At 49.8% G+C, this 25275-nt stretch carries 19 protein-coding genes; 12 read left to right on the top strand and 7 right to left on the bottom strand.

Going from position 1 to position 25275, the window contains the following annotated elements; all coding sequences use genetic code 11:
- The first annotated feature begins 13 nt into the window (after positions 1-13).
- Positions 14-1462 (top strand): NAD(P)/FAD-dependent oxidoreductase, encoded by a 1449-nt coding sequence (locus CFREI_RS03990; protein ID WP_035112322.1) that lies wholly within the window; start codon positions 14-16, stop codon positions 1460-1462.
- 33 nt (positions 1463-1495) lie between these two features.
- On the opposite strand, the gene CFREI_RS03985 is transcribed toward CFREI_RS03990, so the two are convergent.
- Positions 1496-2821, bottom strand: coding sequence for a hypothetical protein (locus CFREI_RS03985; protein ID WP_156907791.1), 1326 nt, complete (start codon positions 2819-2821; stop codon positions 1496-1498).
- A 204-nt stretch (positions 2822-3025) separates the two neighbouring features.
- On the opposite strand from CFREI_RS03985, the gene CFREI_RS03980 reads away from it, so the two are divergent.
- The 6 genes from CFREI_RS03980 to CFREI_RS03955 are packed head-to-tail and all read left to right on the top strand — an operon-like array spanning position 3026 to position 9916.
- Complete coding sequence (locus tag CFREI_RS03980; protein WP_051256040.1) at positions 3026-3604, top strand: MptD family putative ECF transporter S component; 579 nt, start codon at positions 3026-3028, stop codon at positions 3602-3604.
- Positions 3601-4281 (top strand): energy-coupling factor transporter transmembrane component T, encoded by a 681-nt coding sequence (locus tag CFREI_RS03975; RefSeq protein WP_027013174.1) that lies wholly within the window; start codon positions 3601-3603, stop codon positions 4279-4281. The genes CFREI_RS03980 and CFREI_RS03975 overlap by 4 nt, the downstream gene beginning before the upstream one ends.
- Positions 4278-5711, top strand: coding sequence for an ABC transporter ATP-binding protein (locus CFREI_RS03970; RefSeq protein ID WP_084170809.1), 1434 nt, complete (start codon positions 4278-4280; stop codon positions 5709-5711). Before CFREI_RS03975 ends, CFREI_RS03970 begins: the two co-directional genes overlap by 4 nt.
- Positions 5708-7477 carry an ABC transporter ATP-binding protein gene (locus CFREI_RS03965; RefSeq protein WP_051256039.1) on the top strand — a complete coding sequence of 590 codons (1770 nt, stop codon included), beginning with the start codon at positions 5708-5710 and terminating at the stop codon, positions 7475-7477. Before CFREI_RS03970 ends, CFREI_RS03965 begins: the two co-directional genes overlap by 4 nt.
- Entirely contained in the window at positions 7474-9246 is a 1773-nt protein-coding gene (locus CFREI_RS03960) for an ABC transporter ATP-binding protein (RefSeq protein ID WP_084170808.1), read from the top strand. The genes CFREI_RS03965 and CFREI_RS03960 overlap by 4 nt, the downstream gene beginning before the upstream one ends.
- On the top strand, positions 9170-9916 hold the full coding sequence (locus CFREI_RS03955) for a TetR/AcrR family transcriptional regulator (RefSeq protein ID WP_169719165.1): 747 nt from the start codon (positions 9170-9172) through the stop codon (positions 9914-9916). The genes CFREI_RS03960 and CFREI_RS03955 overlap by 77 nt, the downstream gene beginning before the upstream one ends.
- Positions 9917-9922: 6 nt before the next feature.
- Here the strand turns inward: CFREI_RS03955 and metG are convergent, their stop codons facing one another.
- The 3 genes from metG to rsmI form a co-directional block, all read right to left on the bottom strand.
- Positions 9923-11752, bottom strand: coding sequence for a methionine--tRNA ligase (metG, locus tag CFREI_RS03950; protein ID WP_027013171.1), 1830 nt, complete (start codon positions 11750-11752; stop codon positions 9923-9925).
- 604 nt (positions 11753-12356) lie between these two features.
- Entirely contained in the window at positions 12357-14264 is a 1908-nt protein-coding gene (locus tag CFREI_RS03945; protein ID WP_084170807.1) for a BCCT family transporter, read from the bottom strand.
- Positions 14265-14413: 149 nt separating this feature from the next.
- Complete coding sequence (rsmI, locus tag CFREI_RS03940) at positions 14414-15274, bottom strand: 16S rRNA (cytidine(1402)-2'-O)-methyltransferase (RefSeq protein ID WP_027013170.1); 861 nt, start codon at positions 15272-15274, stop codon at positions 14414-14416.
- On the opposite strand from rsmI, the gene CFREI_RS03935 reads away from it, so the two are divergent.
- Positions 15263-16801, top strand: a complete 1539-nt coding sequence (locus CFREI_RS03935; RefSeq protein ID WP_084170806.1) for a dolichyl-phosphate-mannose--protein mannosyltransferase — start codon at positions 15263-15265, stop codon at positions 16799-16801. The two genes, rsmI and CFREI_RS03935, sit on opposite strands and share 12 nt — an antisense overlap.
- A gap of 33 nt (positions 16802-16834) precedes the next feature.
- Here CFREI_RS03935 and CFREI_RS03930 read toward each other — a convergent pair whose 3' ends face one another.
- Positions 16835-18013, bottom strand: a complete 1179-nt coding sequence (locus CFREI_RS03930) for an alpha-amylase family glycosyl hydrolase (RefSeq protein ID WP_035112321.1) — start codon at positions 18011-18013, stop codon at positions 16835-16837.
- A gap of 99 nt (positions 18014-18112) precedes the next feature.
- On the opposite strand from CFREI_RS03930, the gene CFREI_RS03925 reads away from it, so the two are divergent.
- On the top strand, positions 18113-18718 hold the full coding sequence (locus CFREI_RS03925) for a TetR/AcrR family transcriptional regulator (protein WP_027013168.1): 606 nt from the start codon (positions 18113-18115) through the stop codon (positions 18716-18718).
- A gap of 76 nt (positions 18719-18794) precedes the next feature.
- A complete protein-coding gene (locus tag CFREI_RS03920) occupies positions 18795-19694 on the top strand; it encodes a hypothetical protein (RefSeq protein WP_027013167.1) in 900 nt (299 codons plus the stop codon).
- 329 nt (positions 19695-20023) lie between these two features.
- Here the strand turns inward: CFREI_RS03920 and CFREI_RS03915 are convergent, their stop codons facing one another.
- Positions 20024-20701 carry a zf-HC2 domain-containing protein gene (locus CFREI_RS03915; RefSeq protein WP_027013166.1) on the bottom strand — a complete coding sequence of 226 codons (678 nt, stop codon included), beginning with the start codon at positions 20699-20701 and terminating at the stop codon, positions 20024-20026.
- Positions 20698-21102 (bottom strand): DoxX family protein, encoded by a 405-nt coding sequence (locus CFREI_RS03910; protein WP_027013165.1) that lies wholly within the window; start codon positions 21100-21102, stop codon positions 20698-20700. The genes CFREI_RS03915 and CFREI_RS03910 overlap by 4 nt, the downstream gene beginning before the upstream one ends.
- Positions 21103-21592: 490 nt before the next feature.
- On the opposite strand from CFREI_RS03910, the gene CFREI_RS03905 reads away from it, so the two are divergent.
- Together CFREI_RS03905 and CFREI_RS03900 are read left to right on the top strand one after the other, a co-directional pair.
- On the top strand, positions 21593-22282 hold the full coding sequence (locus CFREI_RS03905) for a GOLPH3/VPS74 family protein (protein WP_169719168.1): 690 nt from the start codon (positions 21593-21595) through the stop codon (positions 22280-22282).
- 139 nt (positions 22283-22421) lie between these two features.
- Positions 22422-25268, top strand: coding sequence for an FAD-binding and (Fe-S)-binding domain-containing protein (locus tag CFREI_RS03900; protein ID WP_035112319.1), 2847 nt, complete (start codon positions 22422-22424; stop codon positions 25266-25268).
- Positions 25269-25275 lie beyond the last annotated feature (7 nt).

Below are 25275 nucleotides of genomic sequence, written 5' to 3'. Positions count from 1 at the left end.
AGGAGAATAACCCATGCCGACCCCTACTTACGGCCATTCAATACGCCATGACCAGGCAATGCTCAATGAATCACTTGCTCAAGCAAGTTCCACGCCCTTCTGGCTGGACACTCCTGATCGGCCCGAACCGAGACCAGCATTGCAACACGACCTTATGGCAGACCTCCTTATTATCGGTGGTGGCTTCTGCGGGCTATGGACCGCACTTATTGCAAAAGAACGGCACCCAGAATGGAATATTATTCTGCTTGAACAACAACGAATAGCATGGGCGGCGAGTGGCCGCAATGGTGGTTTTTGTGAATCTAGTTTGACCCATGGAGATGAGAATGGCGAACTCCACTACCCAGATGAATTGCCAATAATACACAAACTAGCAGATCAAAATTTCGCCGAAATAGCGGCAACAATTGAACGCTATAATATTGATGCGGAATGGGAAACCGGCGGAATTATGGTAGTGGCAACAGAACCCCATCAAGAACATGAACTCCGTGCATCCGCAGATCAATCCGCAGACGCACATGTGCTGGATATGACAAAACCACACGGCTATGGCGCATCACCCGTGTACCGTGCTGGGGTAACACACCATAAGGGATACGCCTATGTACATCCCGCAAAACTAGCATGGGGCCTTGCTCAAGCAGCCGAGGATCTAGGCGTACAAATTTTTGAAAATACGGAGGTTACTGAGCTTTCAAACTCTTCCTGGCTGGCACAATTGACGCGCACGAGCAAACCAATAACGGCACACACCCCAGAAGGCACAGTCACGGCACAACGGGTTGCATTGGCAACAAATGTTTTCCCATCACTATTGCGTAGGTTACGGCTTTTTACGGTGCCTATCTATGACTATGCCCTTATGACAGAACCATTAACCCAAGAGCAACTCCAAGCCATTGATTGGACCCGCCGAAATGGGATTACGGATTCTGGCCGAGAATTTCATTATTACCGCAAAACAAGCGATAACCGCATCCTATTTGGCGGTTGGGACGCCGTATACCACTGGGGCCGCAAAGTACAACCTTCCCAAGACCAACGGCACGAAACCTTTCTTCTACTTGCTGATCATTTCTTCACCACATTCCCAGCACTTCAAGGTATTCGATTTACTCATGCATGGGGCGGGGCGATCGATATGTCCACCCAGCTCATGGCGTTTCACGGCAAAACCCGAAGCGGCAATATTGCCTATAGCGCTGGCTATACAGGTTTAGGTGTAGGTGCGACCAGGTTCGGCGCCTCCGTTATGTTGGACCTTTTGGAAGGCTCCACCACACAACGTACCGAATTAACAATGACACAGCGATTGCCCATACCAATTCCCCCAGAGCCTATCGCCTATCCGCTTATTCATACGATTCGCCGTGCAGTGGCCCGATCTGATCGACGGGGAAAAGACAGTCTACTCTTAAAACTCATGGGGCTTTTTAAAGTAGGTTTCGATTCCTAATCGCCGCCTCTCATACAACCAAGTATTTGGTTGTTATTTTGCTAAGTGCAGCACCACCGGCCAGTTTGTGCCCCTGCCCGGCTTTGTATGATCCCAGTGATTTACATTGATCCATTCACCATTATGAATGTGTTGCGCTTGAGATTCTGTAAATGCCGCTGGCCAAGCCACATCATAGGCTGAACCGTTGCTATGGTCACCGATATACCATTCACTGTCTCCCACTGCACGAAATTCCAGATCATAGGTTTCACCGGCATTGAGGGTAACTGTTTCGGAAAGTGGAATATCGTACCAAGTGTAAGAACCAATATCGTTTTTCGCCGTAGCATCGGTCCTGAAATTTGCCTCCGGCTGTTCGATAGTACCTTCAGCCAAAATTTCGTCGTTGCGGCGAATACTCCACGCAAGTTCCCCAGGTTTCGAAGCCGCTGCAGCAACAGAAAAACCGGTGGCATGTTTGCTTGTCGACGGCGCGAATCGCTCTCGCACCGCATGAGTTGCGGTAATTGTACTCATTCGATCCGGCACCACACTGCCTGATTCCATATCGAACACGCCTTGCACGTGGCCATCGGCGAATGTGAGTTCCATTATCGGTGAAAAGAGATTATCCCCAGAACCTTCCTTTGTTACATCCTTCCAGGTATATGACATCCCAGTTTCGCTAGCTTTACGGTAGCCAATAACCGTCGCCCAGTCTGTAGTATCCAACCAGCGAGCAGGTTTGCCGTTATCACGATGCGTCAGCGAATGATCCGTGCTTATGAAATTTTCCGCAGGATTGGCATCAATATTTTCAGCGAAAATATGATAAAGCTCTCCAGCTACAAGCGGCTGCTCCATAGTTTCAAATACCAGTTTGGGCATTATCGGACCACGCGCTTGTGGTTTGCCATTAACGAGGTGTGGTTCAAAGTATGTCACCGCAAGCGGTTCGGCCTGCAAATTCGGTACATGCGCAGATGATCCATCATCTGGGAATATACTGATTTTAATTTTGCCACCCGTACCTTTGGAATAGTTTGTACCCGTTGGCCAGTAGAGCCGTACTGCTTCCAAATTTCCACTGTGGAGAGCCCGAAAGCGGTTTGACACTACTCGCGTATTGTCTTCAATAATCCCTGTGACAGTATTGCCAAGGATCGTATGAGTAAATACACCTGGACCATAAAGCCGCGAAAATTCTTCCGAATTAAGACGGAAACCTTGTTCGGTTGCCGGAATAATCTTATCCGTGTTTTCTTGGGCATATGCCGCCCCTTGCCCACTACATACAAGTGTGGCAGCAATACAAAAATACACGAACTTTCGATTCTTAAATTTAGGGCGTTTCAAGTCTTTGACCAGGCTTAACATAAAAGTAGCATATCAGCAGCAATGTACTGGTGGGGCCATATTTACATTGGCGTGTTATTGGGGGCAATACCTTCGGCAGCAACCAGTGAATCACCCCCTTATTGCCAGCCATTTCAATTAGGGCCACCCCCGTTCCTAATAATTATAGGCTTTAAGTGTTAGGCTTGCCTTGCTTTTACATTGCTATTGATTGCGAGGATCGGTATGAAACTCACACCGCGCGACTTTATTAATGTCGGTATTTTTTCCGCTCTGTATTTTATTGTCACATTTGCCTGCGGCATGATTGGTTTTGCTGGACCTGCTTTTATGTTTGTAGGCTGGTTTATTGGCATAATGCTCGGCGGCATAATCATTACGCTGTATATCATTCGTACCCCAAAGATCGGCGCACTGGCACTGCTGTACACAATTATCGGCATCCTTTTTACTATTACCGGGCATTTTGCGCTTACCATTCTCGCGGGTGCAGCATTCGGATTCATTGCCGATCTATTTCTTTGTGCTGACCGCACGAAATTAGCTTCCCGAATCCCAATTGCATACGCGTTTGTTTGCTTAATCATGATTATCCCATTGCTCCCAATTGTGATGAATGCTGATGCCTACTTTGCCGAAATAAGCACCACAATGGGTGACGAATACACCTCCGCTATGCGCGCTTTATTCCAACCATGGGTTATTGGCGTTTGGGCAATTGCAGTGGTTCTTTTGGGATATTTCGGTGGCCTGCTTGGCGTTCGAGTAAGCCGTAAACACTTTACTCGCGCAGGGCTGGCATGAGCCCCGATCCACGAACAGCATTGATTACGCTGATCGGGTTTAATTGCCTGGCATTAAGTTATGGCCCGCTCCCCGTAATCATTACCATCGCCGTAATCACCTTTGCACTCTTCACATTCATTAAAAGGATAAAAGCAGCAATTATCTTTGGTTTAATTTTCGCACTATTTCTGGGCGCTTTTCTAGTGCTTAAAAACTTCGGCGGTATTACCGGAACCCTTGGCTTTATGTTTTTTTGGTTTACCAGATTTACCGTAAGCATCGGTATAGGTGTGTATACCGTCATGATTATTCAATCAGGAAAACTCATCGCTGCTTTACGGTCAATCCATACCCCACAATGGCTTGTAATCCCCATTGCAGTTGTAATGCGAATGTTTCCAATAATTGCGCAGGAAGCACAAGCAATTCGGGAAGCAATGCTACTCCGTGGGCTTCAACCAGGATTTATCGGCACGCTAACTCACCCGCTTCAACATGGGGAACTTGTAATCGTCCCCTTAATTTCCACAGTCGTACGAGCTGGTGATGAACTTGCAGCTGCAGCATTAGTACGTGGTTTAGGTAGCGACATTAAACCAACAAGTATCACACCACTCAAATTCGGACCTCTCGATATCTTCTTATTACTGATATTGATCGCACTAACACTCCTAACATTTGGAGTGCTCCCATGATTCACGCAAACGACCTTTCCTTCGAATACACCGCCGGGGTGCTGCAAAACCTTACCCATCGCGGCGTCGAAAATCTCTCGTTTACATGTGCCCCTGGCACCATAACACTATTGGCTGGGCCATCTGGTTCCGGCAAAAGTACCGTTATTAAATTATTGAATGGCTTAGCGCCGCATTTTCACGAAGGCAAACTTCAAGGTTCGCTTGAAATCAATGGATTTACTCCAAGTGAACACCCATTGCACACATCTAGTAAACATTGCGCCACTGTTTTTCAAAACCCGCGGACACAATTCTTTACCGATACCGTAATTACCGAACTTGCTTTCGGCCTAGAGAATCTCGGAATTCCTGGCGAAGAAATCCAGCAGCACATCGATACCGTTTCCGAAGAAACAAATATTAGTTCGTTGCTACACCGCAAGCTTCACGGACTATCCGGAGGTCAACTTCAACAAGTTGCCTACGCTACCGCACTTATGCCCAATACCGATGTCATGCTTTTTGACGAGCCCACATCAAATCTCTCAGATGATGGGATCGAAATGCTTCGAGGCACCATCGCAAAACTCAAAAAAACCGGACATACCATTGTGCTGGCAGAACATAGGCTGCACCCATTCCGGAACATGGTAGATCAAGTGCTGTATATCCGGGATGGTCGTATTGCTCAAACTTTTACGGGCAATGAATTTTTCCAATTAGACACAAAAACTCGCCACAGTTTGGGTCTTCGGGAGCTAAAAACACCGAAGCTTGGTAGTATCCCTAGACTGCCAACACATGCCGAACCAAGTGGATCCGAAGGATTGGAAATATCAAATCTCCAATACACGGTGAATGAAACGCGTGTACTAAATATTGAACACTTGTACTTCCCGGCAGGAAAAATTTGCGCACTTATGGGCCCAAACGGTGTTGGGAAAACTACTTTCGGAAGAATTTTGTGCGGGCTAGCCCAACCGGACCGAAACACAGGAGCACAAATCACACTTGATGGTACGGTTCTTTCCGCAAAACAACGCGTCGCCGAAAGCTATATTGTGATGCAAGATGTCGGGCGTCAATTATTCGCAGAAACTGTTGCATCAGAAGTAACTTTGGGAATTCGCCACCATGTAGATACCGAATCCCTCTTAGCGGACATGGATCTAGCATCCCTGGCGGATCGCCATCCTCATTCACTTTCGGGAGGACAGCGACAGCGCCTGGTAATTGCCACTGCAATGGCTCATCGAAAACGCGTTTATGTATTTGATGAACCCACGTCAGGTGTGGGAATCGAACACTTAGAAGCAATTTCCAAGCAATTCCGATCGTTGGCTGATGCTGGCGCAGTGATCATTGTGATTACTCATGATGCCGAGCTCGTTCAAGCGTGCGCCGACTATTTGCACATTCTTCAACCAAAGGAGGACATGCACTCATGAATGATAAAAACTTAGACCAAGTGGTTGCTGAATCAAAACAAAAACGCAAAGATGGCGATATTGCCTTAAAACGCCTACTGCGACCAGTGCGAACTCAACTTATGATCGGCAGATTTGTTGCATTGTGCTCTGCAGCATTAGCTATTGCACCATATGTTGCCTTGGTTGAACTTGGCAGACTGCTACTCGACGCCCAGAATGCTGGAGTGGCCCCCGACAAGGCAGCGGTACAAGATTTGATCTGGTGGCTGATTGCTACATTTATCGGGCAACTCACACTACTATTTATCGCCCTTGCCATTACCCACTTTGCAGATAATATTCTTGTTCGAAATCTGCGCCAGCAGATTATTGATCGAGTTGCTCGCGCCCCATTGTCCTGGTTTAGTGACACAACATCCGGGCGAGTTCGGAAAGCTGTACAAGATGACACACGGACGCTGCACCAATTAGTCGCACACGCTCCGGTAGAAATAACCGTTGCGGTTGTGGTTCCTATTTCGCTGCTGTGTTATGCAATATACATTGATTGGCGCCTTGGACTACTCGCTATTGGTACCTTGCCTCTTTACCTACTTGTGCAGTTGTATTCCATGAAAGATATGGGTGTAAAAACCGCAGAAATGGACAACTACCTCGGCGAAGTATCATCAACTGCAGTTGAATTTGCAGACGGCATTGAAGTTGTTAAGGCGTTTAATACTGTTGGTGAATCCCACCAACGATATCAAAACGCCACATCGCAGTTCCATAAGTTCTATCTAGCCTGGGTATCCCCTCTGCTGCGGATGTCTGCCCTTTCTGAAGCAACAATTAGCGTTCCAATTCTGGTACTTGTCAATATCGCTGGTGGCGCTGCGCTTGTACATGCTGGGTATATCTCCCCTGTGGATATTATGACAACCACCCTTATTTCATTGGTACTACCCGCAACCATTCTTATTATTGGCACTACGACCTGGTCATATCAGCTTGCTGGAAATTCTGCACTCCGCATTGTTGAGTTTATCGATGGCCCAGAACTACCAAACACTGATCTGGACATTGAAGTTCCTGAAACTACTATCGAATTTAATGGTGTTTCATTTGCATATGGTGATCATCAAGTACTCAAAGATATTCACCTCACCTTGCCACCAGGGAGCATCACTGCACTCATTGGCCCTTCTGGCTCTGGCAAATCCACGTTGGCTACAATGCTCGCCCGATTCCAAGATCCAAAAACTGGTTCGATCACTATTGGTGGCGTGAATATTCAGGATCTGCCCACTGAAAAGCTGTACAACCTTGTGTCTTTTGTACTGCAAAACCCACAATTGCCAGAGATTAGTATTCGGGACAATATCACCCTTGCCGCACCCGATGCTACTGATGAACAAATCCTTGAAGCAGCTCTCAATGCCCAAATCTTGCAGGATATCGAGGCGCTGCCCAAAGGTTGGGAAACGATTGTTGGCGATGATGCCGAACTTTCCGGCGGGCAGAAACAACGCATTGCCATTGCTAGGGCATTGCTTGCCGATACCCCAATATTAATCCTCGACGAGGCCACCGCAGCCACGGATCCTGATTGTGAGGCTGAAATTCAAGCCGCCCTCAACCGTCTGGTGCAGGGACGAACAGTTCTTGTTATTGGACATAAACCAGAAACCATTATTGGAGCTGACCAAGTAGTTCTTTTGCGTGATGGCCGAATCACCGATTTTCTACAAGGCGTTGAAGTTACCGCTGAAGCCATTCATAACCTTATGGAGGTGCACTCATGATCCGCTCAGTACTTGAAGATCCTTTCCTGCTCCGTAAATGTCAACGGTTTATGGATTCAGAGGGGGTAATGCATCAACGTAAATCAGCAGCCAATGCGTTTTTATCTGGGACTTTTGACGGCCTAGGAATGCTTACGCTTATTCCAATCGCTGCATGTTTAGTCACAAACGAACCTCAGTTTGGTTTATCCATTCCAGGATGGTTAATAACGCTTGCCGCACTCGCGCTACTTGGCGGAGTATTCCGCTACTTTGCGGCTCGGCATAGTTATTCTTCTGCATTGAACTTTATGAAAGATTGCCACAATAAAATTGGCGTCTCCCTGGCTACGCTGCCTCTAGGCTGGTTCCGCAGCGAGCGAACAGGTGAATTATCTCGACTAGTTACCCATGGGCTTATGAGCTCTGGTCAAGCACTGGCGCATATGATCAACTTGCTATTTAGCAATCTGGCCACACTTGTGGTTATTTTGATTGGTTCGTGGATTTGGGACCCTCGTCTCGGACTAACTCTTACAATTCTCGCGCCATTCGCGGCAATAATCATGTTATTTGCCCAAAGTTTAAAACGCCGCTTCGCCGATGCCGTGGTTCCCTCTGAACAGGAACTTTCTCACCGCATAGTGGAGTTTGCCACCTGCCAACCGGCGATTCGAGCTGCTGGCCGAGCAAAGCATTTCCAACCATTAGAAAATGCGTTAAAAATAAACGGGCAGGCCATGCTAAAAGAACTTTGGCTTTCCATGATCCCACTAATGCTCAATGGAATTGTGGTTCAGTTCTTCGTAGTGTCCATTATTACCGTAATTTCATTCGCAGCTCTTGACGGCTCATTCAGTGCTATTGAAACAATTGTTTTTATCGGTCTCACGCTACGCTTTACACAAAATCTAAATGAGTTTGGACAACTTATAATCGGCGTTGATAGTGCCCGGCCTCCTCTGGAGGAAATGTCGGAGATTACCGACGCCCCGACCCTCCCCGAACCCAAACAGCCACTCGAAGGCGATGGTAGTGGCCGCATCGAATTCTCAGACGTTACTTTTGGCTACCATCCAGAAAAGCCTGTTTTGCGGAATATTTCATTTTCAGCTGAACCCCACCAAGTCACGGCAATTGTGGGACCTTCAGGCTCAGGTAAAACCACAATCGCTCGCCTTGTAAGCCGATTCTGGGATGTGGAACACGGAACGGTAAGCGTTGATGGAATAGATATTCGGCAACTTGGGACCGAGGCACTAATGTCCAGGTTATCCATGGTCTTTCAGGACGTATACCTGTTCGACGACACCTTGGCCGCAAATATTCGCGTTGGCAACCCAAATGCCACCGACGCTGAACTTCTTGAGGCCGCAACACTCGCGGGCGTCGATAAGATCGCAGAGCATTTACCTAATGGTTGGGATACCAAAGTCGGCGAGGGCGGTCGTTCCCTATCTGGCGGCGAACGTCAACGCGTATCCGTGGCTCGAGCCTTGCTAAAAAACGCGCCAATCGTACTCTTTGATGAGGCGACATCAGCGCTCGACGCAGAAAACGAACGCAATATTCTTGCCGCAATGGAGCGACTCCGTGCACAATCAACATTCCTTGTAATCGCACACAAGCTCGATACTGTTCGCACGGCCGATAAAATTATCGTCCTGGACGATAACGGACACATTGTCGAACAAGGCGCCCATGAGGAACTCTATGAAGCCAACGGTCCTTACCGGAATTTCTGGAACCGTAGGCTCGCCGCCACTGGTTGGAGCCTCACAGCAAAGTAAGATCACATCCATGACCACCGTAGGGCGCAAAACCGGGCCGAAACCACGTTTCCACATCGAAGATGTGATCACTACAGCTCTTAGCCTCGGCTTGGACACCTTTACGCTTTCCGACGTCGCGCGAGCGCTTAAGGTGTCCACGCCCTCCCTTTATAGAGTCGTCTCAACCCGGGAGGAACTCGTACACCTGTGCCTTAGACACGCAGCGAAAGAACTCCAGCTCCCACCAGAGACACAATCATGGCAAGATCAACTCCGCTTCTATGTCGACGAACTTTGGTCCTTTGCCGAACGACACCCCGGCACCACAAAAGCAATCGTTGATACCCCTGGCGCCCATATCCATGTTCAACAATACTTCGAAGATTTTGGCAAATCACTGACAAAGGCAGGCTTCCCCGGAAACACAAATGTAATCGACTTTACACTCGATTTCCTCGGGGATATTACCCTTATGACCCATATCCAAGTCACAACATTCCGCGCCTCCACCGAGCACGGCATCACAGGATTCGAACAGGCCAAACAAATCTTCGACGCCGCCGCTAAAGAAACCGGCGGCGCCACCCACTTCCCACCAAATGAAGCTTGGATTGAACGCGGATACCTCGAACGTAAAGTCGAATTTATTATCCGTGGACTCGAAGCGAAACTCGCACCAGAATTCTAAAACATCCTACTGAACCGGAGCCCACTCCGGACCAGTTTCACCAAGCTCCGAAGGCAGTTTGGCAATAAGCGGCTTAGGCTTTGCAAGCACAGTGCCGGGCGCGACGTCGATACGCTGCCAAATTGCCTGCGCCTGCGCATAATCCCCAGTAATTACCGGATATGCGCGCCCCTCCGCCGGAACGCCAACACCAACTGGCGATACCGGCATATCATCAACAACCTGCCGAATCTCCGGGAACCCCGACCAATCACCAGCACGCCCAAGTGTTTCATGAACCTTTTGCGCAGTAAACGGCAAATACGGAGTAAGCAACGTATTGCAATCACTAACCACCTGCAACGCAGTCCACAACACTGTAGCCAACCGGTCACGCTGCGCCTCATCCTTGGCAAGTTTCCATGGCTCCTGCTCCGCAATATACGCATTGACCTCCCCAACCACATGCATAATATGCGAAATGCCTGCCTTAAACCTGGAATGCGATAGTGCCTCACCTACCACACCAAATGCCTGCTCCGCCAAATCCAAAATACGACGATCCGAATCCGTAAACACACCCGGTTGCGGCACCTCACCAAAATTCTTAAATGCCATAGAAACCGTGCGGTTCACCAAATTGCCCCAACCATTAGCCAGCTCATTATTTACCCGGCGAACAAACTCTTCCCACGTAAAATCCGTATCACTATTCTCCGGGCCGGCAACAGCAATAAAATACCGCAATGGATCCGGGCCAAACTCACGCAAGAAATCCTTTACATAAATCACCACACCCTTAGACGAAGAAAACTTCGAACCAGACATAGTGAGATACTCTGAAGATACAACCTCTGTAGGCAACTGCAAATCCCCGAACTCACCCGGATTGCCACCGCGGGAACCTAAACCGCGATAACCTAAGAGCTCAGCGGGCCAAATCTGGGAATGGAACGTGATATTGTCCTTGCCCATAAAATAAAACGAATCGGCAGATGGGTCACACCAAAACTTCCGCCAGGCCTCCGGGTTGCCGCTACGGAATGCCCACTCTATTGAAGCCGATAGATAGCCAACAACAGCATCAAACCAGACATACAGCTTTTTGGCGTTATTATCCTGCCAGCCATCGATTGGGATTGGCACACCCCAATCAATATCCCTGGTCATTGCGCGGGGACGAATATCCTTTAACAAGTTCAATGAAAACTTCAGCACATTCGGGCGCCAATCCTCACGCTGTTGCAACCAGTTAGCGAGTGCCTCCGCAAGTGCCGGCAAATCCAAAAGGAAATGCTCGGTTTCCACAAACTGTGGGGTTTCGCCGTTGATTTTAGAAACCGGGTTAATCAGATCTGAGGGATCAAGCTGATTACCACAATTGTCACACTGATCCCCACGAGCACCACCAGCACCACAAATTGGGCAAGTGCCCTCAATATACCGATCCGGCAACGTACGGCCCGTCGAAGGGGAAATCGCCCCAAGCGTAGTTTCTTTCACCATATAACCATTCGCATACAAACCACGGAATAGTTCCTGGACCACCGCATAATGGTTGCGTGTAGTAGTGCGAGTAAATAAATCATATGAAAGACCAAGGCCCGCAAGATCCTCCACAATTTGGGCGTTATACCGATCCGCCAACTCCTGGACCGAAACTCCCTCCTTCTCCGCCTGCACCAACAACGGAGTTCCATGCTCATCCGTGCCCGAAATCATTAGCACATCAGCTCCTGACATTCGCTGAAAACGCGAAAACACATCAGAAGGAACACCAAAACCCGCCACATGACCAATATGGCGAGGACCATTGGCATAAGGCCAAGCAACCGCAGTGAGCACAGACTTTGTCATGCATTCCACCTTAATTTATAGAAACGCAAATACGCGAAGCGAAGCGACGAAACCTCACTGTATACCTATTGGTTAGCACTACTGCCCCCTAGTGAGATACGGGGCTTTTGCTGTGGGGCTTTTGCTGTGGGGCTCGATGACTTAGACATTGCCTAGGTTGAATACGTAACCCTTGGTAGCTTTGGCACTGCTTTTTAGTCCAACTGGCCAGGAAGAACAGGATCGTTTTGGGCAGATGATACAAAAAGGGCAAGTTTTTTAAAAACCCTTCCATTTTGTACCAGTTGGGTTTTTCTGACCTGGGGTTTTAGAAACGGCAATGATACAAAAAGGGCAACTTTTTGAAAAAGTTGCCCTTTTTATATCACCTGCTGGAGTAACCACATTTCAGAGGCGTCTTTCAAAAGCATCCCCCACTCTGACACCAGACCGTCAACCCCGGACTACCTCGAACAAAAACAATCTCCCACCGGGCAAATTCAAACCCCCTGAAACTAATGCTCATGCATCAGTCCAGGGGGAGTACTTTCAGGGCACTACGTGCTTCCGGCCAACAGGCACCCTTCAAGCTCAAGCCCTTCAAGCTCAAGCCCTCCAAGCTCAGTTACTTTGTCTTCTGGGCTCCAGCACCGGTTCCTACTGTTTTAGGTGTGGGGTGTTCGGTGATATTCCGGCTTTCGGTTTTTGGAGCTGCTTTCCCAGCTGCCTTCCCTCCTGGTTTTTTCCTGCGGGGTTGATGGTTGTGGAGGCGTGCTTTTCGGGCTGCAGCGGCTTTGCGGCGTGCTTCGTGCTCAGCATGGATACGTCGTTCGCGAGCGAGTTTCATGGCCCACTTTTGTTGGGATTTGTGGTCGAGGTAGAGCGGGTCGTCGGAGAGCCCGCGCGCTAACGCAACCATGAGACCAATAATGACAAGTAGGAATGGGCTAGCTGCGATAATGGTAACGCTTTGGAGATTACTTAGTGAGTCTCCTCCTCCAGAAACAAGGAGGGTAATGCCAATGGCTGCGGTAAGTAGACCCCAGACGGCTACTACCCAACGGTCGGCGTCGAGTCGTCCGTGTTGGCTCATGGATCCCATAACGGTCGCTGCCGAGTCTGCAGAGGTGATAAAGAATGTTGCGAGCAGAATCATTGCAACGATGGCTGCGATCCAGCCTCCGGGGAGGGAATAGAGCAGGTCAAAGAGTTGTCGTTTAGCATCGCCTTCACCCCAGATTGATTTATTTTCTTGTTCGAGGTGAATTGCAGTACCGCCAAAGATTGCAAACCAAACCACTGAAACAGCTGCGGGTACAACCATAACGCCTACAACGAATTCACGGATTGTGCGTCCACGGGAAATACGGGCAAGGAACATGCCTACGAATGGGCTCCAGGAAATCCACCAGGCCCAGTAGAAAATGGTCCAGCTAGCGAGCCATGGCCCTGCGGTACCGTCTGCTGAGTCGGCGGTACGGGCTGCCATTTCAAAGAAGTTTTGGAGGTAGTTGCCAACCGCTGTGGGCACCATATTGAGCAATGCAACTGTAGGCCCCATAACAAATACAAAGATGGCCAAGACTGCAGCAAGCACCATATTGGCGTTGGAGATATATTGAATTCCTCGACCTACTCCGGACATGGCGGAAAAGATAAAAGCCAAGGTCAGGATGCCTACAATCACAACCAGTGTGCGGATGGAGGGATTGCTCACTAAGCCTGTGCGATCAAGACCAGCACCGATTTGAAGTGCACCCAAGCCAAGTGAAGCGGCAGTACCGAATACGGTTGCAATGACGGCGAAGGCGTCGATAAAGCGGCCGGTGATCCCATCGGCCGCACGGGGCCCAATGAGTGGAATAAACGCGGAGCTTAAAAGCTGCTTTCGGCCAATTCGGAAGGTGGAGTAAGCAATGGAAAGTCCGACGATTGCATAGATTGCCCATGGATGAAGCGTCCAGTGGAAGAGTGTAGACGCAAATGCCATGCCAACTTCATTGGGCTGGTGCTCCGGCACACCATTGCGGTAGAACGTGAGGGGTTCCGTGGTGCCGTAAAACATCAAACCAATACCCATCCCGGCCGCGAACATCATTGCGATCCAGGAGAAGGTGGAAAATTCTGGGGCTTCGTCGTCTCTGCCTAATCTAATGTGCCCGAATCTACTGGCCGCGATTGCAACAATGTAAAAAACGAACACGGTGCCGAACAGCACAAAGGCCCAGCCAAAGTTCTGCACAATAAAGGCAAGCGCACCCGAGGCAAACTCCGAAAACGCCTCTGGCCAGCTTAAACCCCAAACAACAATAGCTGCTACTACAGCCATTGCGGGTATTACCACCAGCCAATTTATGCCGGCTTCGCTGGATTCACCCTCAAGCACCACTTCTGGCTCTTCAGGAAGATGGGTGACGGGATTATCAAGCATCGCGGCGAGCTGCTGCGTCGCCGACATTTCGCTTGTCGACGCCGCGGCAGGCCCGGCGCCTGCTTGGCTCCCGTCTACATGGGTTGTTTCAGAGGTAGTCATGCCTCCAGCTTGAAGGCCCCTACCAGCAGATTTCAAGCTGCACGCTTCATATCTGCCACCAAAACATGTTGATGTTACCCATTCGTAACGCAAGAAGGTGCCAGTATATTTACACCTTTTGCATCACACGATCACAAAACTATAACAATTTAGTATCGAGCGGCTACATACGCGTCATATAGCTCCTTCTTGCTCACTCCGTGTCGCGCCGCTAACTCCGAGCACACAGCCTTTAAGCGTTCCCCTGCAGCCACTCGATCAGCTACTTCAAAAAGAAGAGACTCAATATCCACTACAGGTCCGGTAGCCCCCTCAAGGACAACGGTTATCTCGCCTTTTACTCCATCACGAGCCCATACCAATAATTCTGCTAGCGAACCTCGCCGAACTTCTTCAAACATTTTTGTGAGCTCACGGGCAATGGCCGCTCGGCGATTGGGCCCCAAGATTTCTACTGCCTGTTCAAGAGTATCGACCAGCCTATGTGGGGATTCGAAAAAACAGACGGCTCGTTGTTCGGAGCGTAATGATTCCAACCATCCGCGGCGCGCCCCATCTTTACGGGGTGCAAACCCCTCAAAGCAAAACCGGCCTACAGGTAACCCGGAAAGCGCAAGCGCCGTGGGTACGGCGGATGGGCCCGGGAAGCACGTAACTGGCACGCCCTGTGCGTGCGCGGCGTCGATAAGCGCAAAACCGGGGTCGGAAACGCTGGGCATGCCAGCATCAGTAACAATAACGACGGTCCCGGAGGTTGCTGCCTCCAGAAGCTGCGTGATGCGTGATTGTTCATTGTGGTCAAAATTTGAAACAACGCGGCCGGTAATCTCCACCCCCAAAGCCGACGCCAAATTCCGCGTTCGGCGCGTATCCTCGGCCGCAATCACGTTCGCTTCCGCCAAAGCTTGACGCAGGCGAGGCGAGGCATCGTGAATATTTCCAAGGGGCGTCGCGGCAATAATAATGCCCCGCGGAAGCGGCTCAAGGTGTGTTTGAAGATGAGTGTTCATGCACCACACCCTACAATCAACAGAGTGATTGACAGCCAGCAACGCACCCGCCGCGCCCGCAGTGCACCCCGAACTCGCCGCAAGCGGAAGCAAGCATATAACGAGCTTCTCGCCTCGCTGATTGTAGGGGTCCTCGCATTTGCCACACGTTTTATCGGACTTGGGCAAGCAACCAGCAGCAATACCCCTGTTTTCGATGAAAAGCACTATGTGCCACAAGCATGGGACATGGTAGTAACCGCCACCGATCCAATTACTGGCGGCATCGAATCAAACCCTGGCTTCGGACTGGTTGTCCACCCACCACTGGCAAAACAGCTTATTGCTATAGGGGAATTTATTTTCGGATACACCCCTCTTGGCTGGCGGGTCATGACAGCACTTTTTGGCACCCTTACTGTACTGCTCATTATGGGACTGGCAAAGCGCCTTACACATTCCTCCACTATTGGGCTGCTTGCTGGGATTATTGCAACCTGTGATGGTGTGCTGCTGGTTTCATCACGATTCGGCATGCTGGATATTTTCCAAGTCTTCTTTATTGTTGCGGCAACATATTGCTTGGTCCGTGACCACCAACAAATGAAACATCACATCGAAGCATGGCAGCCCCACACCCCCACTGAAAAATTCAAATTCGGGTGGCGGTGGTGGCGGTTCGCCATGGGCATAAGCCTTGGATGTGCGCTCTCTGTAAAGTGGTCCGGGCTCTACTACATGGCCTTTTTCGGTGTTCTATGCGTGGCACTTGACTGGATGCTGCGGCGCCAACACCAACGCAAAGGCCTAGCCAATACTCTTACATTCGATGCCTTCCCGGCATTTGCATCAATCGTCTTACTGCCAATCGCCCTTTATATATGGAGTTGGCGCGCCTGGTTTGCCTCCGAAACCGGCGTATACCGACATGCCGCCAGCGACGGAACCATACCGGAAGACTCGCCACTTATGTTGCTGCCTGAAGCACTCGCCGGTTGGATTCATTACCACCAATCTGTACTCACATTCCACGCCTCACTCACCACATCCAGTGGCAATAACCACCCATGGGAATCAAAACCATGGTCATGGCTGGTGGCAAGCCGCCCCGTGCTTTATCTATCCGCCACCGACACCCCCTGTGGCGACACCGAATGTCGAACCGCCATATATCTATTTGGCACACCCGCAATCTGGTGGCTTACTGTGCCACTATTGTGCTGGGCAACCTGGCGATTTTTTATTCACCGTGAACGGCTCATGAGCATACCAATCATCGCCTTTCTAGCAGGGTTTGTCCCATGGGTACTCGCCTACGACCGCCAAATGTACTTCTTCTATGCGGTAGCCCTTGCACCATTTACTATCGTGTTACTTGCCTGGGCATTGGGACTCGCAGCCCGCAGTGGTCCCAAAGGCAAATGGGCCGCCGCCGCATATGCGGCACTCATCGTTGGCCAATTCATTTACTTCTCCCCCATTCTCTACGGCTTCCAAATCCCCAATGCCTGGTACGACCAACTCATGTGGCTGCCAAGCTGGAGATAACGCAATAACAATACTGATTCGTGCAACTAGTTGTTATTGCGGAGCATGGATACTTAAAACCTCCTCACCTTGTTCAAAAACTTGCGCTGAGGCGGTATCAAGATACAAGCGCACTTCAAGGCGTTCCCCTTGGGGACCAATGACCTCGTAAATATATTCAGTATTGGTCAGGTGCACTTGTTGAGTTTTCGCAAATTCCAACCATGGACGCTGCGCCCGAAACTCTAAGCAATGTTGATGCAGTTCATACATCCACCAGCCTTCTGCTGCAAGGCCCTCCGGATATTGCGGGAACACTGGGCGCACTGCATCATCCCCACCGATACGCTCTTCTTTTACTCCGCGAAAAGCCTGTTCATCGCCATAATAGATACTTGGGTTACCGGAAACAGTGGCTACAATACATAAGGCCAAAGCCGCACCCGCATCACCAATTTGCGAAGCAATCCGAGTAACATCATGATTTCCCACAAAAGTCATTGGGGAAAATACAAGGTCATTATTGCGCTGTAAGCACCAATCCAATTCAAAGAAATTCCGGTCACGGATAGAACTCCAGATGGCCTTCCAAAGCTCGTATTGGGTCACAGCATCAAGGCCAGATTCAGATACATAGGCGTTGTAATCACCGTGAATCATTTCGCCAACAAACCACGCCGATGGGTGGTTTGCACGCACTGGTGGTAGCACCCGTGCCCAGGTCTGTGGGGCCATGGCATAGGCGGCGTCTAGACGCCAACCAGATATCCCTTTATCCAACCAAAAACTCAAAACTTCGCTAATGTATTCGCATACTTCTGAATTTGTATGGTCTAACTCAAGCAAATCCTTGTGCCCCTCAAACACCGAGCCGGAAAGCAACCCACGCCGCGCTAATTCATGTTCAGCAGCCACATGGTTAAACACTCCATCCAAAACGACGCCCAGTCCCCGCGAGCGCGCAGCCCGAATAAACCGTTCAAAATCCGCCAAGGTGCCTAAACGTGGATCGATCTCAAAATGATCAATAGTGTCATACCCATGGGTTTTCGATGCAAAAATCGGACCAAGCTGAATGGTATTTATATGCATATTTGCCGCATAATCCAACCAACCCTCCAGGTATTCAAAAAAGTTTTTCGATGGATCATTAGGGGCGGGACGCGTACTTTGAGCTGGGCGAATTTCTGCGTCAATAAAACCTAATGGATAGAGATGCCAGCAAAGATACATTGTGTTTCCTTAGTGGTGTTTCGGGAGTATCTTTCCGCTAGTGAGTCTGAGTCACTAACTATTAATGACTCTAACTCACTAACCCACTATTCTGTCAATATGCCATGCGAGACAACCCCTCACGGCCGCCGCCGCCTTAACCCCGAAACCCGCAAAGCCACCATTATGAAATGCGCAATGGAGCGGTTTAGCCAGTCACCCTACGAGCAAACATCAATTGCCCAAATCGCTTCCGATGCAGAAGCCTCCGTGGCGCTCGTCCATAAATACTTTGGCACCAAAGCCGAACTATATACAGCTACGCTAGATAGCACATTTGCCGAGCTCCTCCGGCGCCAACAACAAGCAGATGACCCCCAACAAAGCGCACGAGAACGTGTTCGAATAATGCTGCTTGTTTATATTGATCTTGTGGCTGAACTGCCAATCGAATGGGCGAAAATATTTGTAAGTCCGGGCGCCGAGCCAGCACTTGCCACACAAACCCGAATGCACTACCACCAACAAGAAGTGACAACAATAGCCGAGCTTATCGGCGGTATTCACTGGTACCGCGATGAAGCCGCCCTTCACGGGTACCTTGGCTTCCTTCAAGCCGCCACCTACGCATGGTTGGAAGCTGGGCGCCAAAAGGACCACAAACACGCACTTATCGACGCCACTCTTGGCGCACTCCAAGGAGCCCTCGGCGACTGGCGACAATAAACTCCCCCTATTGTCCACGTTCAGGCATACATGCTACTTTGGCTGATACATGAACAAAATAACTCTGGGGGGAAATATGAAAACACCACTGACCAGGAATGACATCCTAGAAATCAAAAACTATCGCGGCGCTGCTCGCACAAAACTCTACCGAGGAATCCAGCGCGGGATCTACACCGTTCTCGCCCCCGGAATAGTCACACCGACCAAAACATTTGAGCCTCTTCCCCACTGGGAACAACACAAACTGCGAGCCCTAGCAGTTGGAGCAAATCGAACGCGCATTATCGCTGGCATATCGGCAGCAAACCAATGGGGAATGTGGACTAATATCACCCCTAGGCAGCCCGTAGAGTTCTACACGCAAAAAGATATCCCAGCCAGGCAATTTAACTATGGTCAACGGCTGCGAGGATACTTGCCACACAGCCATATATGTATCGGCCAACATATTAGCGCAACCACAATTCCCCGAACAATCATTGACGTAGCCAGATACCACTCCTACGAAACGTGCTTTATGGCAGCTACCTGGGCGATCCGCAATCAAGCATGCACTAAAACAGATATTCGAAATTCACTGACGCCATCACTAAAGATAGACACCACGATTGAAGACATATTGGAAAAAGTTGACCCAATCGTGGAATCCCCACCGGAAGCTTACTTATTCGCCCAATCTCACAAATACGGGCACTTTACACTCGTTCCACAAGAACCCGCAGTAGATCGAATGCATACAATCCGTCGCGCAGACTTTCGGATCCGAAACACCCGCTACCTTGTAGAGATATCAGGTACCAGTAAATTTGGCAGGACACACAAAGAACAAACCATTAATTTCCAGCAAGAAATCGAACGCCATTACGCTTTGACCAATAACGGATACCACATTTTAAGCTATACGGCTGCCGATGTATTTTCAGGTCGCGCGTATAACGACATCGTTTTCCGGCTCCAAGAGCCCGAGTTTTAGTGAGTCCAGCCAAGCCCCAACGGTCTTGCACATCCTGCATGGTAGGGGCGTCGAAAAGCAAAAATATGGCAAGCACCCTTGCTATAAAATCATACTGGTACAAAATGGAGGGGTTTCTTTAAAAGTTGCCCTTTTTGTATCATTCGACGCTCGAAAGGCCCAGGTGAAAGTTCGGCCGATGGTACAAAATGGAGGGGTTTTTTAAAAAGTTGCCCTTTTTGTATCGTTTGCCCAGGTCAGCCGTGCCTGAACGCCTCCGTGCCTGAACGCCTCCGTGCCTGAACACCTCCGTGCCTGAACATCCCCGCGACGAAAGCTCACGACGAAGTTCACGCAGTGGGTTGGGCAGTCACAGTTTTCCAGGCGCGGCTAATTGTGGCGAAACCAATGCAATGAAGCCAGGTGGAAAGCATCAAAAGAACACTAATAAAAAGGAGGAATAACCCAAGAATGTCTTGTGTGCTAGCAAACCCAAGGACAACTTCGCGAGTCGCAAAGCCAAATGAGAACGCCCAAAGGGCACCGTAGACCGGCAGAAGCCCCGAGGTAGCGGAGGGCCGCCACGTGGCAAAAAAGAGCCCAAAAGCCAGTGCGAGCCTAACTGCAGCAGCATCTACAAGGAGACTGGCTGCTTGTTCATCTTCGGCGGCAAGGTGGCTGGTTTGACCAAGAAGAATAATCGCCCACCCGATATAAGCGCACCCCAAAATACTCAAACCTACCCGGGAAAACGCAAGGCCTACCGCGTGCGTAGTTGCAATATGTCGGCGTTGGGGTTCGATTCCAGCGAGGATAGCTTCGGAGAGATCCGGCGGCGTACCGACGTCCGCGACCCGACCGCCCGAACCAAAGCGCAATGCACCGCAAAGAAGCTCGATTTTCTCCGCATAAGCTTGACATTCGGCGCAGCCAGACACATGGGCATCCACAATATCGTCTGGTACGCCGGTTTGTTCACCGTCGCACCGCGCAGACAAAGCCGCCTGCACTTGCGAACATTCGATCACCTGTTTAGCACTCCGTCAATACTCGCTCTACCACTACCAAACACCACAATAATAAATAGCGCGGCAACAAGGAGAAGCGTGTATTCGAATCCGTTTTCAGATATAAAGAGCCCGTGATCGAGGTGCACAAAATACAGTGCCGCCGACATAAGCAGTGCCATTGCTCCTGCGATAAAAGTGCACAAAAAACCAACGACGAGCAAGGAGCCGCCAATGAGTTCGGCAAGTGTGACGATCCATGTAGACAGCTCCGGCTGCGGCACACCTAGTGCGCTAAACTGACCGGTATTTTCTTCGAGTCCTAAAATGAACATACGATTCCAGCCATGCGCAATAAAGATAATGCCGAGTACGAGCCGCAAAAAGAGCAGCGCTCCATCCCTGACAACCGGTTTATCCATGCAGACGAGGTTACCCGCTTCACACCAATAACGGAGTAGCGAAACTTCAACACCCCTATTACGGCACACCTAACTGGGGCTTTGGCGATAAAAAACCCACATTTCAAGCCCACTTACATACAGTGGTTACCCCTGAAATAGAGTACTAATTTAGGCGATTATTTGTGCGCATAATCTCAAATTTAAACCAGTTTGCCTGGATAAACACCGAGGCTGTCACGATTAAGCAAACATTACACCCGAGAACAAAATTGCGAAAAAAGTCTAATTATAAGCGACGTACTTTCCATTGCTCCCCTAACACAAATAGAAAACAACCTTATTGCACCTAATGCTTTTCCGCGTATCGACGCCCCACCTGTGCAATGCCGCAGATAGCCGCATGCTACAGCTGGGTGGGCGTCGAAAAGAAATTTGCAGCCCCGAAAAATGGTGCCCGACGCCTTTTGGCATAAAACGATAACGTGGACTGCGAAGAGAGGATGAAGCATTGCAAAACCTAACCATTTCACAACAGTTTCTGTTGTGTGCTGTCAACGCTAAAGGAAAACTACCGAGTACACATACAAACCCATGGTTATGCTTTGTATTCAGTGCACTGATGGATATGCATCTTGCTGAATGTGTGGATTTTGATGAGTCGAAAAAATCACAAATCACAATTACGGCGCCATTACCGGAAAAACTCCGCCACTTAACCCCCGCCTACAATGACATTGCGGAAAAAGCCCCAATAAGAATCACAAAATTAATTGAGCAATACACTCTGGGGCTAAGTGCAACCCAACGCACAAACCTATTTGAATCCATAGGAAATAGCCTGGTGCGCGCCAATGTGGCAACCACCGAAACTAGCGGATTTCTTAGAAAAACTGACGGCTTTGTCCCCGCCCCAAACGCTGTCGAATATATTATCAATAAAATTCGCACGCAGCTCAGCACTGGCAATAGCGCTGAACAGGCGGATGAGGAAACCGTTGTTATGGCCGCACTATTGAAAAATAGCCAATTACTGCAAAGCTACTTCGCCAAACCAGAACGCAAACAAATCGAACAAGCATTAAAAGATTTTGCAGAAACGCAGTCTGGATCATTGCTTAAGAAAACAGTACGGCATATAGATTCGCTTCTTGCAACAATCTTCCTTGCCAGCGCAACAGCAGCTGGTAGCTCTACATAATCTGCAGCGGCGGGGTACTGGCCCGAGGCATTGAGGATTGGCTAAGCACACTCGGTAATTACGTTTGGTGGGTATCGTGCTTTTTATACGAGGTTTTCGCCCGTAACCAGCCAGTTCTTATCCCCTCGGAGCACCCACAATGTCTGTTACTACATCACGATCATTGCTTTCTCAAGGCAATACCGCTGCCCTTGAAGCATTACGCGCCGCGCTTGGGGCCGACACAGTAAGCACCCGCGAGCTTGATCGCATGGCGCTTGCTGTTGACGCCTCCCACTATTTACACACACCAGATGCAGTTATGCGTGCCAAATCTCCCACCGATATTGGCATTGCAATGCGAATAGCCGCAGAAATGAACTGGCCATTAACATTTCGAGGTGGCGGCACCAGCCTTTCTGGTCAGGCACTATCCGAAGGGCTCACCGTCGACGTTCGACGCCACTTTCGAGGCATGGAAGTCCTAGACAACGGAAAACGTGTTCGAGTGCAGCCGGGACTTACAATTAGCCAGGTCAATGCCACTCTGGCACGCTATGGAACAAAACTCGGGCCGGACCCGGCGTCTTCAATAGCGTGCACGATCGGTGGGATGATTGCCAATAATTCCTCCGGCATGACTTGCGGCACTACGGCGAATGCGTATCGCACAATCGATTCTATGACCATAGTGCTCCCAAGTGGCACGGTAATTAATACTGCCGCACCTAACGCCGACGAGGTACTCCGCTCCAATGAGCCAGCACTCGTCGAAGTGCTTGAACGTTTGCGCGACACTTTACGCGGCGACGCATACCGCGCCGATATCGAACGCCGTTACGCGATTAAAAACACAATGGGCTACGGCATTAATTCCTTTTTAGACTTTGATACACCAGCGAAAATCCTTGAACATCTTATGATTGGATCCGAAGGAACCCTGGGATTTGTTGCCGAAGCTGTGTTCAATACCGTACCGGTCCCAAAGCGCACGGCCACCGGGCTACTTATGTTCGATTCCCTTGATGCTGCCACCAATGCATTACCCACACTTGTACATTCCGGCGCCGATGTTGTAGAACTTATCGACGCCGCGTCCATCCAAGCAATGGGCGAAGATGCGGCGAACGTACTCCCCAAGGGTTTTCAAGTGAATCAACATGCTTCCCTATTGGTGGAATATCAGGCCATGGATGATGATGGCATTGCCGAACGAATAACCGCAGGCAAATCTGCATTTGAGCAATTAGGCGGGTTGGCCACAGCGCCGGAACTTACAAACTCCCCAGATCGGCGCGCACAAATGTGGGTTATGCGCAATGGGCTCTACACCAAAATTATGCGAAATCGGCCCAAAGGAACGATGGCATTACTTGAGGATATTGCCGTCCCAATGGAACAACTTGGCGGAGTATGTACCGAACTCCAGGAGCTTTTTGTCAAACATAATTATGATGGCGCGGTTATTTTCGGACACGCCAAAAATGGCAATATTCATTTCCTAGTGACAGAAGATTTTGCTGGGCCTGCGTCCCTTAACCGTTATGACGCTTTTACCGAAGATATGGTTGATCTTGTATTACGCGAGGAAGGAACCCTCAAGGCCGAGCATGGTACCGGGCGAATTATGTCTCCATTTGTACGCCGTCAATATGGTGACGATCTTTACCAGGCAATGGTGGATATTAAAGATGCCTGCGATCCAAAGCGAATACTCAACCCCGGAACGATTATTACCGACGACCCAGAGCTTCACCTTAAGCACATTAAACCAACCGAATCTGTCCGCGAGATTATCGATGATTGTGTCGAATGTGGTTATTGCGAACCGGTGTGCCCATCCCAGCACCTCACTACTACCCCAAGACAGCGGATTGTAATCCAGCGAGCCATCGCTGCCTGCGAAGCAACAGGTGCTTATGACCTTGCCGAACGCCTTAAGGAACAGGAAGTTTATGACGTCACACAAACATGTGCGGTAGATGGTATGTGCCTTACAGCCTGCCCGGTGAAAATCAATACCGGTGATCTCATTCGAGAAAAACGGCGTGAGACACAATCCAAAACACTAGATAAAGGTTGGAAAATAGCCGCTGAGCATTGGGGAAAGGTCTTGCGCGGGGCGTCGATAGGCATGAGCATGACCCATGCGGCGCCTACACCACCATTGCGCACTGCGCTTGGGCTTGCTCGAAAAGTAGCCGGTGAAGATATCGTGCCCACATTGACATCCGAACTGCCTGGCGGAGGAAAAATTCGAACTCCGAAACCAACAAAACACCCAGATGCGATTTTTATGCCTGCATGTGTTGGCACCATGTTTGGAACCGAGCATGCGTGCGGAAAAGGCGTAGCTGATGCAGTGCGCGACCTAGCCCAATACGCTGGGTTGCAACTCAGCACTCCAAGCGGTATCCAGGACCTTTGCTGTGGAACCCCATGGAAATCTAAGGGTCTGGCGCAGGGCTATGATGTTATGAAAAACAAACTCACCGAATGGATTGTCGAGCACACGCAGCAGGGCGCAATCCCCCTGATTTGTGACAATGTTTCCTGTACGGAAGGCATAATTGTTGCACTTAGAAACGCTGGGATAGAAAATATACGCGTTTTAGACGCCACCGAATGGGTAGCCGAGCATATTGCGCCTTTATTGCCTCCGCTCCCCAAAGCCCGGCGCGCTGCGGTACATCCCACATGTTCTTCAACCCACCTTGGCGTTAATAATGCTCTTATGATGCTTGCTGGCCTGGTCGCAGAAGAAGCAACCATACCGGATGGTTGGCGTTGCTGTGCATTTGCCGGTGACCGTGGCCTATTACACGAGGAACTCACGGCCACCTCAACCCGAGACGAAGCCCGCTCCGTAGCACATATGAATGCTGATCTCTTTCTTTCCTGCAATCGCACATGTGAACTAGGGCTTACTCGCGCTACCGGACATACATATGTTCATGTACTGGAAGAGCTGGCAGCACGAGTCGCAGATAGGATCGGGCAACATTAAGGCCTGT

Source organism: Corynebacterium freiburgense (genome assembly GCF_030408815.1).
GTDB lineage: Bacteria > Actinomycetota > Actinomycetes > Mycobacteriales > Mycobacteriaceae > Corynebacterium > Corynebacterium freiburgense.
Note: the sequence above shows the minus strand (reverse complement) of the source record. Positions and strands in the feature narration are given on the sequence as shown.